Annotated in this window: 13 protein-coding genes and 1 pseudogene; 11 read left to right on the top strand and 3 right to left on the bottom strand. The window is 43.2% G+C overall.

Annotated features, from left to right (window positions below):
- Positions 1 to 318 precede the first annotated feature (318 nt).
- From B2Y23_RS06115 to B2Y23_RS06075, 9 genes are all read left to right on the top strand, one after another.
- Positions 319 to 1,830: an amidohydrolase family protein gene (locus B2Y23_RS06115; RefSeq protein ID WP_291369643.1), complete on the top strand. Its 1,512-nt coding sequence runs from the start codon at positions 319 to 321 to the stop codon at positions 1,828 to 1,830.
- 96 nt (positions 1,831 to 1,926) lie between these two features.
- Positions 1,927 to 3,405, top strand: coding sequence for a DUF3138 domain-containing protein (locus tag B2Y23_RS06110; RefSeq protein ID WP_291369641.1), 1,479 nt, complete (start codon positions 1,927 to 1,929; stop codon positions 3,403 to 3,405).
- 33 nt (positions 3,406 to 3,438) lie between these two features.
- Entirely contained in the window at positions 3,439 to 4,494 is a 1,056-nt protein-coding gene (locus tag B2Y23_RS06105; protein ID WP_291369639.1) for an ABC transporter substrate-binding protein, read from the top strand.
- 15 nt (positions 4,495 to 4,509) lie between these two features.
- Positions 4,510 to 5,760, top strand: coding sequence for an MFS transporter (locus B2Y23_RS06100; RefSeq protein ID WP_291369637.1), 1,251 nt, complete (start codon positions 4,510 to 4,512; stop codon positions 5,758 to 5,760).
- Complete coding sequence (locus B2Y23_RS06095; protein ID WP_409449778.1) at positions 5,754 to 6,599, top strand: ABC transporter permease; 846 nt, start codon at positions 5,754 to 5,756, stop codon at positions 6,597 to 6,599. Before B2Y23_RS06100 ends, B2Y23_RS06095 begins: the two co-directional genes overlap by 7 nt.
- 2 nt (positions 6,600 to 6,601) lie before the next feature.
- Positions 6,602 to 7,414, top strand: a complete 813-nt coding sequence (locus tag B2Y23_RS06090) for an ABC transporter permease (RefSeq protein WP_291369633.1) — start codon at positions 6,602 to 6,604, stop codon at positions 7,412 to 7,414.
- An 11-nt stretch (positions 7,415 to 7,425) separates the two neighbouring features.
- Positions 7,426 to 8,454 carry an ABC transporter substrate-binding protein gene (locus B2Y23_RS06085; protein ID WP_291369631.1) on the top strand — a complete coding sequence of 343 codons (1,029 nt, stop codon included), beginning with the start codon at positions 7,426 to 7,428 and terminating at the stop codon, positions 8,452 to 8,454.
- A 20-nt stretch (positions 8,455 to 8,474) separates the two neighbouring features.
- Positions 8,475 to 9,308 carry an ABC transporter ATP-binding protein gene (locus B2Y23_RS06080; protein ID WP_291369629.1) on the top strand — a complete coding sequence of 278 codons (834 nt, stop codon included), beginning with the start codon at positions 8,475 to 8,477 and terminating at the stop codon, positions 9,306 to 9,308.
- Positions 9,309 to 9,330: 22 nt separating this feature from the next.
- A complete protein-coding gene (locus B2Y23_RS06075; RefSeq protein ID WP_291369627.1) occupies positions 9,331 to 10,161 on the top strand; it encodes an ABC transporter permease in 831 nt (276 codons plus the stop codon).
- A 194-nt stretch (positions 10,162 to 10,355) separates the two neighbouring features.
- On the opposite strand, the gene B2Y23_RS06070 is transcribed toward B2Y23_RS06075, so the two are convergent.
- Positions 10,356 to 11,453, bottom strand: coding sequence for a sigma-54 interaction domain-containing protein (locus B2Y23_RS06070; protein WP_291356493.1), 1,098 nt, complete (start codon positions 11,451 to 11,453; stop codon positions 10,356 to 10,358).
- Positions 11,454 to 11,677: 224 nt separating this feature from the next.
- Here B2Y23_RS06070 and B2Y23_RS06065 point away from each other — a divergent pair, with 224 nt between their 5' ends.
- Together B2Y23_RS06065 and B2Y23_RS06060 are read left to right on the top strand one after the other, a co-directional pair.
- A complete protein-coding gene (locus tag B2Y23_RS06065; protein ID WP_086193917.1) occupies positions 11,678 to 11,893 on the top strand; it encodes a TOBE domain-containing protein in 216 nt (71 codons plus the stop codon).
- A gap of 37 nt (positions 11,894 to 11,930) precedes the next feature.
- Entirely contained in the window at positions 11,931 to 12,758 is an 828-nt protein-coding gene (locus B2Y23_RS06060) for an ABC transporter ATP-binding protein (RefSeq protein WP_291369625.1), read from the top strand.
- Between the two features lie 434 nt (positions 12,759 to 13,192).
- Here the strand turns inward: B2Y23_RS06060 and B2Y23_RS06055 are convergent, their stop codons facing one another.
- Both B2Y23_RS06055 and B2Y23_RS06050 read right to left on the bottom strand, forming a co-directional pair.
- Positions 13,193 to 14,554, bottom strand: coding sequence for an LLM class flavin-dependent oxidoreductase (locus B2Y23_RS06055; protein ID WP_291369623.1), 1,362 nt, complete (start codon positions 14,552 to 14,554; stop codon positions 13,193 to 13,195).
- Positions 14,555 to 14,861: 307 nt separating this feature from the next.
- Positions 14,862 to 15,368: pseudogene (locus tag B2Y23_RS06050) on the bottom strand (nitrilotriacetate monooxygenase); the annotation flags it as partial.

Raw genomic sequence — 15,368 nt, 5'->3', positions numbered from 1 at the left:
ATTGCGGGTTTTTTTATGCTTAAAAATTGGAATATTGTGAGATCTAAAAAATGATTTTTACTTAAGTTTCAGTGCCTAAATTGAAAGGGGAACAGACATTTAAAAAAGCAGAGCTATATCCAAAAATAAGAAATAAAAATAAAAAAACCAGCTGAATTTAAATAAGCAAGTGTTGAAAGATCAACACGGATATCGCGTTAAAACCAACATAGTAAGTAGGAATAAAATTAATAAATTTATATAAAACAATAATTTAAATTGTTGGCATGGTTGTTGCCAAATAAGAGCTACAGAACAATGAAAATTAGAGGCATAGCCATGACCCGTTTACACGATTTAAAAGCCCGACATTCCCGTTCAGCGGAAGTCAAAGCGCAGCTGGATTATCCGGTGATTGATACCGATATTCATACCAATGAATTCAGTCCATTGCTGGAAGACTATATTGCCCAGTACGGCGGTTCAAAAGTGGTGGATCTGTTCCGTGAACATTTAAACAGCAATGGTTTAAATGTCCTGGCTGCAGAGTGGTATAAAGCCACACCGCAAGAACGCCAGGATAAACGTTTATTCCGTCCGCCTTTCTGGGCGCTGCCAGCCCAGAACTCATATGACCTGGCTACAGTATCTTTACCGTCATTGCTCAATGAACGTCTGGAAGAGTTGGGAACTGATTATGCAGTGCTTTATCCAAATATTTCGTTATTCCCGATTAATTCAAGCAATGATGATTTACGCCGTACTTTAACTCGTGCGGTCAACCATTATCATGCCGATATTTATCGTCCTTATGCCGACCGTTTAACCCCGGTTGCTGCAATTCCCTTACATAGCCCTGAAGAAGGCATTGAAGAGCTGGAATATGCGGTCAATACTCTGGGCTTAAAAACCGCCCTGATTCCGGGTGCAATCCGTCGACCAGTGAAAGCAATTGCCGACAAATATCCAAATGATCAAGAGCTGCGTCGCTATGCCTATTGGCTGGATTTCTTTGGAATTGATAGTGCACACGACTATGACCCGTTTTGGCAGAAGAGTATTGAACTGGGAATCAACCTATCCACCCATTCAGGCAGTCAAAGCTGGGTGGCACGTAATTCACCATCGAATTATATGTTCAACCATATTAACCACTTTGCCGACGCCTCTGAAGCTTTGGCCAAAGCGCTATTTTTTGGTGGTGTGACCGAACGTTTCCCACAATTGCGCATTGCGCTATTGGAGGCGGGTGCAGCCTGGGGTGCAAATGTATTGACCCATCTGGTGGATCGTTTTGAAAAGCGTGGCAATGCGCATGTGCAGCAATATAACCCGGCCAATATCGACCGTCAGTTGATTATTGACTTGTATCGTCAGCACGGACAGGAACTGTTTAAAGGCCGTGAATATAGTGACGATCAAATCATTGAAAGTGTATTTGGAGTGGCCTCAGCATTCCGTTTCCGTGAACAGAAAGCTGAAGATATTAATGATTTTGCTTTGACTAAGGTCCAAAACAAACAAGATATTTTTGATCGTTGGGTACCGAATTTCTATTTCGGCAACGAAGCCGATGACCGCACCATTGTCGGTGCATTACATCCACAGGCAACGCCGTTTAATCAAAAAGTAAATGCTTTATTTTCATCAGATTCAGGTCATTGGGATGTACCCGAACTGACGGAGCCTTTGGCTGAAACTTGGGATCTGGTCAAAGAGGGGGCAATTACTGAGCAGGATTTTAAAGCCTTGGTATTTGATAACCCTTACCGTTTTTATACCGCAAACAATCCCGATTTCTTTAAAGGCACGCAAGTGGAACAAAAACTGAAGAAAAAACAGGCCGCATAACCCGTATTTCCCACGCACTACATTTACCCTCAGGTCTTAGCTTGGGGTTGGGGCAGCTTTGCGCTTTGAGGCACAAAAAAGAAGTGAAATGAGAGTATGAAAAGAACGTCGTTAAACCTTGCAGTAGCATTGATTTTATCTGCAAGCAGTCCATTAACTTTTGCCAGTGACGCTGATTTACAACAGCAGCTGAGCAGCTTGAAACAGCAGATTGAAAGCCTGCAACAACGCTTACATGCTGTTGAAGTACAACCCAAAGCCAATGCTGCTGTTGCACCCGTGAATGAAAGTATAACAAATGAAAGTACTGAAGGTGCTGAGGGATCTGAACTGACTGCTGGCCCAACGCCAGCAACATCGGATGATATTGAAGGTTTACGTACCGATTTAGAAAACTATAAATATGACCAGTCGCGTCAGTATGAACGCCAAACGGTCAAGTCGACACGTGATACGACTTTATTCGGTACGGTGCAACTGCGTGCCAATGTTCAGGACAATACCACCGCACCGAATACCCCGAAATCGACCTTTGATATCGGAACAGCATTGCTTGGTGTGCGCGGTAATTTATTTAAAGATTATAACGAAGGCAAAAACCTCGATTATCAGGCTTCTTTTGGTTATTCAAAACGTAATGATGGCAGCAATAACAGTAACTTTAACTTGCTCGATGCCTACTTACGCTATCACGTATTTTCCACCAATGGCGGTGCAGAAATTTCCAAGTTGAATCTCACCCTAGGTCAGCAGCTTTTGCCATTCGGTCTGGATGTGCAATCACCTGAAGATTTGCGCCCCACCATTAGTACTGCCACTGCACCCACCTACCTAGGTTTGTTTACCCGTCAAAATGGCTTAATTGTGCGCGGCGATGCCAAGCCCTTTGTGGACTATGGCGCGAACTATCGCGCACCGTTATTTGAATATGCGATTGGGGTGACTAACGGCAATGGCAGCAACAAAACTGATGACAATAATGGTAAAGACTATATCGGCCGTGTGGCATTCACGTTGCCGGTCGACTATGCCAGCTGGTTACGTGAATTTAAAGTCGGTGCGTCTTATATTAAAGGCGAAGCAAAACTATCTGGTTCAGGTATTACTGACAATAAAGCCAAGAAAGACCGTTTAGGTTTCGATATCTATTACAACCATGCACCCTTTGGTGTGACCTATGAATATCTGCAAGGCAAGACCGATTACATCGACACGACTGTACCTTCAATAAAAGAAGCCAAAGCAGAAGGGCATACCTTTACCGTGTTTTATACCTTGGGCGACCAGTTCTATAACAGTATTAAATCCAATGCCAAATTTGACGATTTCTGGCCGAAATCGATCCAGGGTTACTACCGTTACGACAGCTATAACCCGAATAAAAATCAGCAAGATTACTTGGATACTGCCAGTGGCCGCATCGGTGAATATGACATTCACTCACTTGGCCTAAACCTGTTTTTTGCCCAGACCACCAAATTCCAGTTACAGCTCAATCATTACCTCTATGACATAGAAGCTGCCGCCCAAAAAGATACCAATGAACTGCAAGCGCAATTCCAATATACCTTTTAATTTAATTATTTAATTTATACAGGACTGTTAAATATGAAGTTTTTCTCTAAAAAAATTGCCACAACATTCTTGGCCTTATCGGCATTGGGACTTAGTTTGCAGCTGCATGCAGCCAACCTGAAAGAAATTCGTATTTCTATGTCAAGTGCAGGTGAGGGGGGTAAACCTAAAGTGGGTGGGAGCTTTGCTGCTTCAGCCCATTTACGTGGTGTATTGGAACAGGAATTTAAGAAAGATGGCATTGCTGTGAAGTGGTTATTCTTCCCGGGTGCAGGCCCTGCCACCAATGAAGCCTTAGCCAATGGCAAAGTCGACTTTGCTTTACATGGGGACTTACCATCATTAGTTGGGCGCTCTACAGGACTGAAAACTAAAATATTGTTCTCTACTGGACATTTTGGTCCCGTGTATGTGGCCGTACCAGCCGGTTCTAGTGCAAAATCTTTTGCTGATTTAAAAGGCAAAAAATTCTCCATCTTTAAAGGCACCAATGGTCAAATCGTATTTAACCGTGTATTGGCAAAATATGGTTTTACCGAACGTGATCTACGCGTGATTTCGCAAGATAGTTATTCTGCGCGTACATCTCTAGCAACAGGTGATATTGATGCCACGATTACTTCACCATTTAGTTTGGTTTCACGTGGAGTCGCAAAAACCCTCATTGAAATTAAGGATCCAAAAGTTGCAGCCGTGGCGCATTTTTGGGTGACTGAAAGTTTTGAAAAACAATATCCAGAAATCACACAACGTGTTGTTACGACATTTATTAAACAAGCACAGTGGAGTTCAGAAGAAGCCAACCGAGTCACCCAATATAAGCTCTGGTCACAAAGTGGTATTCCATTGGTCGATTACCAAAAAACCTGGGATGGCTGGAACCTCAAAGACCGTAACAGCCCCTTACTGGATGAATTCCATCGTTCGCAAATCGACAGCGCATTAAAAATTGCTAAAGACGCAAAACTCATCCGCCGCGATGTGGATACCAAAACCTGGTATGAACCGAAGTATTTAAATAATGCTTTAAAAGAACTGAATTTGCAGAACTATTGGCGTGCATTTAATGCCAATGGCCAGCCAAAATAATTCAGGAACGTGGTTATGAATCCAATTGAAAGCAATGTGGTCACTACACCGTTAACCGCAAAGTTCATGAGTAGTTTTGTACTGCTGACGATTATTGCCGGGTTAGGGGTGGGCGTTGCCCGTATTCTGATTTCATTGTACGCCGTGCAACTTGAGGCGACTGAGCTTCAGTTGGGACTGATTGCGGCAGCGCAAAGCATCGGCATCTTGTTTATGGCGCTGCCGATTGGGGTTTTGGTGCAGCGTCTCGGTTCACTGAAAGTTTTTAGTCTTGGCAGTGTGATGGGTGCAGCTTTATATGCACTCACGCCACTGCAGGAAAGTGCCTGGTATCTACTGGCGCTGACAGCCTTGGTGAGCTTTGTTTTACCGATGCGCTTTGTCTCGATTAATACGGTTTTCCTGAGCAATCTAAAACGCCTTGGGCCAGCCAAAGCAGGCTGGTTCCGTGGTTCGCACATGATGGGTTTTTTCCTGATTGCGCCGGCTTTAACGGTATTGCTGATTCAGTATTTTGGTTATGGCGGCAGTTTTTACTGTGTCGCTGTGATGTTCCTGGCCACACTATTTTTTGCCCCTTTTTGCTTTCAGCAGATTCATCAAACTGCGGCCAATGCACCACGCTTTCAATGGCGTGATGTGCTGGCTCCACTGGCCTTACTGAAAACCCATGCAGCTTTACGTGTGGTCTGTGCTTTAGAGTTTTTAAGCAGTATCGCAAATAACTATTTTGGATTTTTTATTGTAGTGATCGCGATTCAAAGTTTCTCCATGTCGGAATCGGTCGCAGTGATGTTGCTTACCACCCAAGGCATTGTGTTTGTCGGCTCACTTTTCACACTGGGTGGCTTGGCTGAACTGATTGGCTATTCGAAATTTTACTGGATCGGGTTGAGTCTGATCAGCAGTGCCTTACTGATTTTGGCCATCACGCCGATCACATTCTGGATGTGGCCGGCATCACTGATGCTGGGACTCGGTTTGGGCATGTTGCACATTGCCAATTTAATGTCTTTTGCCAAAGTCGGTGAGCAAACCGCAATGACAAAAATTTCGCCGATTTTGGCTTTAGTCGGTCCGGCTGGTGGCTTGTTTGGTGGCTTTTTAGGCGCAGCATTTGGCGCCAGTATCGGCTTGCAAAATCTATTTTTCCCGATTGGTCTGGCGTTTATCGGACTGATTTTATTGATCTCTCGTGATCAGGCATTTATCTCATTTTTAAAACCTGATGATTCACAACAACTCGCAGAAGGACAACAATCATGAGCCTTACGAATGTAAGCACACATTCGGTACAGTGGCAAAGTTACCGAAGTGCATTTGAATTTTTTAAGAAATACCTGAAAGTAACCTTGCAATTGGCTTGTGGTCTGCTGCTACCGGTGTTGTTATTGGCTGTCTGGTATGTGGCAACCGTGCAGCAGTGGTTGCCGGAACAGATTTTGCCTGCACCGCAATTGGTGTTGAGCACCAGCGTTGAACTGTGGCAGTCGGGTGATTTGCAATTTCACTTTGCCACTAGTGCCAAACGTATTTTCTGGAGCGTGGCTTTAGGGGTGAGCGTAGGCTTAAGTTTGGGAATCTGGTTTGCTTTGTCTCAACGCGCACAGCGTTTTGTCTTGCCGAGTATCAATTTACTGACCCAATTCCCGATCATTGGCTGGATTCCATTGCTGATGATTTTCTTGGGCATTGATGAAGCCTTAAAGATTGTAGCGATCTCACTTGCAGTCATTTCTCCAGTCTTGATTGCGACATTTAAAGGGATCCAACAAGTACCAAGCCGTTTACTAGAAGTGGCGCAGGTTTATAAATTTTCCAAACTTCAAACCTTTTCTAAAGTGATTTTACCGGCAAGCCTGCCTGCGATTATCAGCGGTTTACGTCAAGGCGTAATGCAAGCGTGGTTGGCTTTGGTGTTTGTCGAGCTGCTGGCAAGCAGTGAAGGCATCGGCTTCCTGATGGTGTGGGGACGTCAATTGATGCAGATGGATATTATTTTCATGGGCATCATTTTAATTGGCATCACGGGCTTTGTTTTGGACAGCGTGTTGGCTGCCTTTGAACGCCTTGCTCGTTTTTACGCAACACGCGTGGGAGGCTAATCATGTCAGAACTTAGTTTTGAAAAATCAGTAACCTGGAGAAATCCACGTCTGGAAAAAAGTATCAGAGTGCTGCAAGCCTTGATTTTACCCCTCGCATTTATTGCACTCTGGGCAGTCGCTTCAGCTTTACAGTGGCTCGATCCGAAACTGATTCCATCGCCATTGACCGTGTTAAGCGGTGCAATTCAGAGCTTTAGCCAACCTGAATTCTGGCAAGGTTTTGTGGCAAGTTTAAGCCGCAATTTTGTCGGCTATGCCATTGGCGCAACGCTCGGTGTTGCCTTTGGCGTAGCTTTAGGGACTACGCGCTGGATCAACTGGCTATTTGCACCGGGCTTTAACGTATTGCGTCAGGTCTCGCTGTTTGCCTGGTTACCGTTAATTTCAACCTTTTTAGGTTATGGCAACGGTGCCAAAATATTATTTATTAGTCTTTCGGTATTTTATCCTGTGGCCCTGCACAGCCTTGAAGGGGTGAGCAGCATCAGTGCGAAATACAGTGAAGTCGCAAGAGTCTATCAATTTCCCAAACTGTATACCTACCGCAAGCTGATTTTACCGGCAGCTAGTCCACAGATTTTTGTCGGTCTGCAACTGGGCTTGATTTTCGCCTGGCTGGCAACCGTGGGTTCAGAATTTTTACTGGCCAATTATGGCGTTGGACTGGGGAATTTAGTCATCCGTGGTCGTGAGCAATTTAATGTGTCGCTGATTATTTTAGGCATGCTGAGCATTGGCATGGTCGGGGTGATTTTAAACAGCATCCTTGCGCGGATAGAACGAAAAGTATTGCGCTGGCAGCAGTGTAGCTAGGAGAAATAACAATGAAAATACTTCCTGAATTTTGGCAAAAAGCGCTGCTCGGTGCAGTGATCGCAACCAGTTTGATTGCAGGCTGTAGCAGACAACAACTGGAAAAAAATCCTGCCGCAGCAGTCACGCATTTACGCTACCAAAGTTATCCTGGTCTGGTGTCTTTGCCTGAGTTGGCACAAGACTTGGGTTATCTGGGAAAAATCAAACTGGATTACGTGGGTACGGTACAGGGTGGCCCACAAGACTTATTGACTCTGGTTTCAGGCGATGTGGATTTTGCCTCCGCCTTTAATGGCGCCGTGGTCAAAGTGATTGCAGCTGGACTGGATGTCGTGCCGGTTGTGGCTTCTTATGGTAGCGATACGGAAATGAATGTGGGTTTCCATGTGCTGGAAAATAGCCCGATTCGAAACGCACGCGATTTTATTGGTAAAAAAGTCGCGGTGAATGCCTTTGGCGCACATTACGAATTTATCGTGAAAGATTACTTATTACGTCATGGCCTAACTGAAAAAGAAATTCGTGAGGTGGAGCTGATTGTCTTGCCGCCGGTGAGTACCGAACAAGCATTGCGAAATGGTCAAATTGATATTGCCGTATTCTCAGGGATTCTAGAAAAACGTGCGTTAAAGACTGGCGGCGTACGCCCGATCTTTAAAGATATTGAGCTATATGGTCCATTTACCGCGGGCAGTTATGCGATGCGCCGTGATTTCATTCAGCAACATCCTGATGCTGCAAAAATCTTTGTCAGCGGTGTCGCACGTGCACAAGAGTGGCTACATAACACGCCAAAAGAACAAATCGTGGCACGTATGGAAAATATTATTGATAAACGTCAGCGCAACGAAACCAAAGTCCTGATTCCCTATTACACCGGAACCGGTGTACATGCAGTGGGTGGGGTACAAAAAGATCAGGACTTCGCGCCTTGGATCAAGGCTTTGGTACAAGAGCAGAAATTAAAACCGCATCAGCTCAATGTCAGCACGCTGTACAGCAATGAATTTAATCCTTATGCAGCGCAAAAAAATTAAGATTAAAAAGGAATACAACAATGACCAGTGCCTTAAATTTAGATCATGTGCGTAAGGTTTTTCCTGCACAAAATCATCCCAATAGCAAAAATTACAAATCTGAATTCGTGGCGGTTGAAAATGTCACTTTAGATATCCAACACGGTGAATTTGTTTCCATTGTTGGACCGAGTGGTTGCGGTAAATCAACTTTACTTGACCTGATTGCCGGACTGACCAAACCTTCTTCGGGACAGATTTTACTTAGCGGCAAGCAAATTACTCAGCCCGGTTTGGATCGCGGTATTGTGTTTCAGCAATATGCACTGTATCCCTGGCTGACCGCTTTAGAAAATATTGAATTTGGTTTGGAAGCCAAAGGTGTAGATAAAAAAACTCGCCGTGAAAAAGCCCAATATTATTTGCAATTGGTTGGACTGTCAGGTTTTGAAAAGCATTATCCGAATGAACTGTCAGGCGGCATGAAACAGCGTGTCGCGATTGCACGCAGTCTCGCCTATGAACCTGAAATTTTACTCATGGATGAACCTTTTGCCGCACTGGATGCACAAACCCGTGAAACCCTGCAAGAAGAACTGATTAAAATTTGGCAAAGCTCGAAAAAAACCATTGTGTTCATCACGCATAGTATTGATGAAGCGATTTTCCTTAGTCAGCGCGTGGCGATTATGACCTCTAGACCGGGACGCATCAAGGAAGTCATCGACATTCCCGCCAGCCTGAAAGCCAAAGATGAGGACATTCGCTCCACCGCCGAATACGGCAAAATTCGTCATCAAATCTGGTCGCTTTTAAGTGAAGAAGTGATTAAGGCGCAAGCACTCGAAAAAGATAAACAGCTTGCTCACGCATAAATAAATGAGAGGAATATTCATCATGTCATCGACTCAACAGGCGATTCCGCATAGCCCCACCTATAGCCCGTCTAAACCGCAACTACAACTCACGTGGCTGAATACCATTTTTAAACGCACCATTGCGATTGTGCTGTTTTTATTATTATGGGAAACCTTACCTCGAGCAGGTGTGGTCAGCCCGGCATTTTTACCGCCGTTATCCACCGTGTTGGAAACAGCCTGGCAGCTGTACCAAAGTGGACAACTGGGAACGCATTTTAGCGCCAGTATTCAACGCTCGATTGTTGGTTTTGCTCTGTCCTTAGCGATTGCCATTCCACTGGGGCTGGTGATCGGTTGGTACAAGCTGGTGGCAGAAACCTTAAACCCATTATTGGAACTGTTTCGTAATACCACTGCGCTGGCATTAATGCCGTTATTCATTTTATTTTTAGGGATTGGTGAAGCTTCTAAAATCAGCTTGCTGGTTTACGCATGCACCTGGCCGATTCTGTTAAATACCATTACCGGTGTACAAACTGTTGATCCACTATTGATTAAATCGGCGCGCACCATGGGTTTAAAACCGTATCAACTGTTCCGTAAAGTGATTTTACCCGCTTCTGTCCCGACCATTTTTGTCGGCATCCGCTTGGCTGGAGCGATCTCGATCCTGGCGCTCGTGGCGGTGGAGATGTTTGGCGCCAAAGCTGGTCTGGGTTATCTGATTATGTATTCACAATTTAGTTTTGAAATTCCACAAATGTTTGTCGGAATTCTGGTGATTACTTTAGTGGGCTTATCTTTTAACTACATTTTGATTGGGCTGGAAAAATACTTTACTGCCTGGAAACATAATCCATCTGAATAATATTAATACCTCAGAATTAAAATGCAAAAAAGCAGTGTTAATTCACTGCTTTTTTATATTTGCTAAAATAATAAATATTTGAGTTTTAAAATAAATAAAATATTAATTTTTTTAGTTTGAATTAAAATAAAACTCTAAAATAAATTATGTATTTTTTAATATAGTGTCTGATTTTTTTTAAAAAATACATTCAATTATAATAATGCATATTTCATTAAACGCGTACGAATCACATTTCGTGTCACACCCAATAACCTTGCGGTATGCACCTGATTGTATTCGCAGTAAGTATAGGCACTGCGAATAAATTGCTCTTCAATCAACTCATTGATATTGAGTTGCGGCAATTGCTGCGAAGCTTGAAATAAATGCTGAAAGGTGGATTGCAATAATTTTTCCGCATCGGCATTGGCTAAAATTTCCGGCAATGCAGTTATATCTAAATCGTTTTGCTGTGTACTTGGATTTTGTCCTTTGCTACGGCTATGTAATAGGTTGGAAAAGCGGATATCGTCCGGTTCAATCACCCCATTTTGACTGACCAAAACTGCATGGTGAATGGTATTTTCCAGTTCACGAATATTGCCGGGCCAGCGGTGCTGATGTAACTTTTTAAGTGCCAAAGGCGAGATGCGTAAAGGGGTGGCATGCGGGTCGGTTTGGTAGCGCTCCACAAAGAACTTTGCCAGGGGTGAAATATCATCTCGGCGCTCTGAAAGCCTTGGAATACGCAGTAAAGCCACATATAAGCGGTAAAATAAATCCTCACGAAATTTACCTTCCAGCACTGCTTTTTCCAGGTCAACATTGGTCGCGGCAATAATCCGTACATTAATCCGAATCGGCTTGAGCGAGCCGACCCGGACAATCTCGCGTTCTTGTAAAATCCGCAGTAATTTTACCTGCATCGGTAGCGATAAATCACCAATTTCATCTAAGAACAATGTGCCATTATGCGCCGCTTCAAACCAGCCAATGCGCTGATTGATTGCACCGGTAAAGGCACCTTTTTCGTGTCCGAATAACTCGCTTTCTGCCAAAGATTCGGTTAAGGCGCCGCAATTGACCGCAATAAAAGGGCCTTTGGCACGGTGACTCAAGGCGTGAATTTGTCTGGCCACCAATTCCTTACCCGTACCGGTTTCGCCAATAATCAAGGCATTGGCATCGCTTGGCGCAATTTGTTCAATGCGCTCCAGTAACGCCTTTGATAGAGGATCTTCAAAGACGGTCGCTCGGGCGCGTTCGTAGCGAACCGTCTGACTGACGCTAGGATGCGTTAATATAGACATATGATTTGCTTCATTATAAAAATTGAACTCATCATGAAATATTTAATATCGAAAAATAAATAATAAAACGATATTTAATTATCTGTTTTGCTGCATAAATACTTTTTGATAAATATATCTGTTAAATAGATAAATAAAGCATGCATAACTAAATATTAAATCGAGATAAATGATCAGCTAAAAATATTTTATATTAAGTAAATCATAAACACAGAGTAATTATAATGACAATCACAGCTGTTAACGTACGCAATCAATTTAAAGGCGTTATTCAAGAAGTATTAGAAGGTGACGTTGTTTCAGAGATCAATGTGGAAACCAAAGCAGGTCTGTTCACTTCAATTATTAGTACCCGTTCAGTCAAAGACCTCGATCTTAAAGTGGGTTCTGAAGTGGTGGTATTGATCAAATCGACGGAAGTGTCCTTGGCGAAGCTGTAATTCGCCATAACCTCAAGCTTTACAGGAGAATTGAGAGATGACACAGCAACAGACTGGCCATATATCTGTTCAGCAACTGAGCAAAACCTATCCAACGCAAAATAATGACGAGCTTACCGTACTGGACGATATTAATTTAGACATCCAACCGGGAGAATTTATCAGTATTGTCGGCAGCAGTGGCTGTGGTAAATCCACCCTATTACGCTTATTGGTTGGACTGGAAAATAGCTATCAAGGCCAGATCCAGGTGGATGGAAAAAAGATTTTTGGCACTAGTTTACAACGCGGGATCGTGTTTCAAGACCACCGTCTTTTTCCCTGGTTAAGCGTGCGTGAAAATGTGCGTATTGCACTGCATCAAAGTAAGCTGACACGGGCTGAAGAAGACAAGCTGATTGATGAACATCTGCAACTGGTTAATCTGACCAGTTTTGCCAATGCCTATCCATCGCAGCTTTCAGGCGGCATGAACCAGCGTGTGGCGATTGCCCGCAGTCTGGTGAACCGTCCGGAAATTTTATTTCTGGATGAGCCTTTTGGCGCACTGGATGCCTTAACCCGTCAGAACCTGCAAGACGAATTACAGCGGATTTGGCAGGCAGAAAAAATTACTATGGTGATTGTGACCCATGATGTTGAAGAAGCGGTATTTCTAGGTGATCGCGTGGTGGTGATGCAGCCACATCCGGGCCGAATTAAACGCATTGTGGATGTGCCCGTTGCGCATCCACGTAAACGTGAAGATGTGCGTTTGCACAATATTAAAAATGATATTTTGCTCGATTTTAGCGATCCTTTAAAAGACCAATTACACAATAACAAACAACCAGCGAAGTTTTCCGATTATCAATTTGCTTGGTAATTGGGTTGTATTTGCTATCCAAAAGCCTGCGTAAAGTGGGTTTTTTTTATGTCTGCTTAAAACAGCCCGACATAAAAAAATCCCTCACTAAAGATAATGGAGAGCAGATAAGAAATTGACTGATTTCTATTATTTTAATTCATGATGATATGGGATACGCGGAAACGTCATCCACAACTGTCTGAGGCAGGACCAGATTAGAAAATAATTGTTTCTGCGATAAATTAAAAAAATGAGCGGTAGTGAACGAGTTTTGTGGATGACAAATGGTTTTGGCTACTTTTGCCGAAACAAAAGTAGCATATAGCTTACAAGCATTTAATTTAAAATGGAAAATACCGTTGTTCACTGATCATAATTAAGAAGTTTATTTCTAAACTCCTTAATTGACACTAGCATTACTCACCAAGAAGGGATATTCAACTGGTTTTAAATTAAGACGCTTTCACTTGCTTACTTGCCAAAACATACTGGTTTTCTGGACGCTTCAAACCTAAGTTTTCACGTAAAGTTTTGCCTTCATATTCGGTACGGAACAAGCCACGACGCTGCAGTTCAGGCACAATAAATTCAACAAAGTCATTCAGACCGGCAGGGGTGGTCGGTGGCAGGATATTAAAACCATCCGCCGCTTCATTTTCAAACCAGTTTTGCAGCTGATCGACCACTTGTTCAGCTGTACCAATCAGCGTCCAGTGACCACGTGCTGATGCAATATATTCATACAGCTGACGAATGCTGAAATTGTGTTTACGTGCAATATCAATCATCATTTGCTGACGGCTGGAGAAATTAATATCGGCATCTTCAAGTTTCGGGAAAGGGGCATCCAGGTCATATTTTTCTAAATTAATCCCGCCAGATAAACCTGACAGTAAACTTAAACCGACTTTTGGATGAATTAAGTTGTTCAATAATTCATATTTTTCTTGCGCTTCCTGTTCAGTTTTCGCGACAAAAATAGACACGCCCGGCATGATTTTCAGATCGTCCGGATGACGGCCATATTTCAATAAACGGCTTTTTACATCGCGGTAAAATTCTTGTGCATCGGTTAGGTTCTGTTGCGCGGTGAAAATGACTTCGGCATATTTACCTGCCAGTTCACGACCATCTTCAGACTGACCGGCTTGGACAATCACTGGATAACCCTGGACTGGACGAGAAACATTGAGTGCGCCCTGTACACTGAAATATTTGCCATTATGTTGAGGCTCGTGAATTTTATCGGCATGGAAAAATTGACCACTTTCCTTGTTATAAATAAAAGCATCATCTTCCCAGGAATCCCAAAGTTTTTGCGTCACTTCAATAAATTCATCCGCGCGTTCATAACGTGTTTTAGGATCAGGATGTTGTTCTAAGCCGAAGTTACGCGCGGTATCGGGGGATGCGGTGGTCACTACATTCCATGCTGCACGACCTTTGGAAATATGATCCAGTGAGGCAAACTTACGTGCCAAAATGTAGGGATCTTCATAGGTGGTTGATGCCGTGGCAATAAAGCCCAGATTTTTGGTCACTGCAGACAGCGCAGCAAACAGGGTCACCGGTTCAAAGCCGACGCCTTTATCCCCTAGACCCAATTCACCTTCAATTGCCGAACCCCAACGAACGGATAAGCCATCTGCTAAAAAGTAAGCATCAAATAAACCCTTTTCTGCGGTTTTTGCGAGTTCGATGATGTAATCAAGATTCAAGTGGTCTTGAGGGCGAGATTCAGGATGACGCCAGCCCGCAGCATGTTGAGCGGTCGCGGGAATAAAGGCACCGAGTTTAATTTGACGTTTAGACATTGTTCTATCCTATGATTGGTATTTTTCTCAACAGTGCATATTTCAATATATATGCCAATTAAAAAATATAATTAAAACAATAATATAAAATAGATATGATTTTTATATGTTTAATAATCAGCAGAAAAAAGGGCAGCTTTGATTAAAAGTAGACAGTAGAAAAAATGCAGTACTTATATAAAAAATGAGCAAGACTCAAGAAAGCATAGATCTGGTGGTTATCGTCTTTTTAGAAAGATTAAAAGCGATGTCATTTTAAAACGGCATAAAAAAAATGCCCCGAAGGGCATTTTAAATTGTTCTTGAATTAAGATGCCTGTGCTTGTTGTCGTTCTAGTACATACTGGTTTTCTGGACGTTTTAAACCTAAGTTTTCCCGCAAAGTGCTTCCTTCATATTCAGTACGGAACAGGCCACGACGTTGTAATTCAGGCACAATAAATTCAACAAAGTCATCCAAACCCGTCGGAGTCGAAGGTGGCAATACATTGAAGCCATCCGCCGCTTCATTTTCAAACCAGTTTTGCAGCTGATCGACCACCTGTTCAGCTGTACCAATCAATGTCCAGTGACCGCGTGCCGAGGCAATATATTCATACAGTTGGCGAATAGTGAAATGATGCTTTTGGGCAATCTCAATCATCATTTGCTGACGGCTAGAGAAGTTGATGTCGGCATCTTCCAGTTTTGGAAATGGTGCATCCAGATCAAATTTTGAAAGATCAATATGACCCGCCAGACCGGACAATAAACCTAGACCGACATCAGGATGAATCAAGCTATTTAATAATTGATATTTTTCTTGCGCTTCCTG

Origin of the sequence: Acinetobacter sp. UBA5934, from assembly GCF_002430855.1 — a bacterium.
Classification (GTDB): domain Bacteria; phylum Pseudomonadota; class Gammaproteobacteria; order Pseudomonadales; family Moraxellaceae; genus Acinetobacter.
This window is presented reverse-complemented; position numbering and strand designations above follow the sequence as displayed.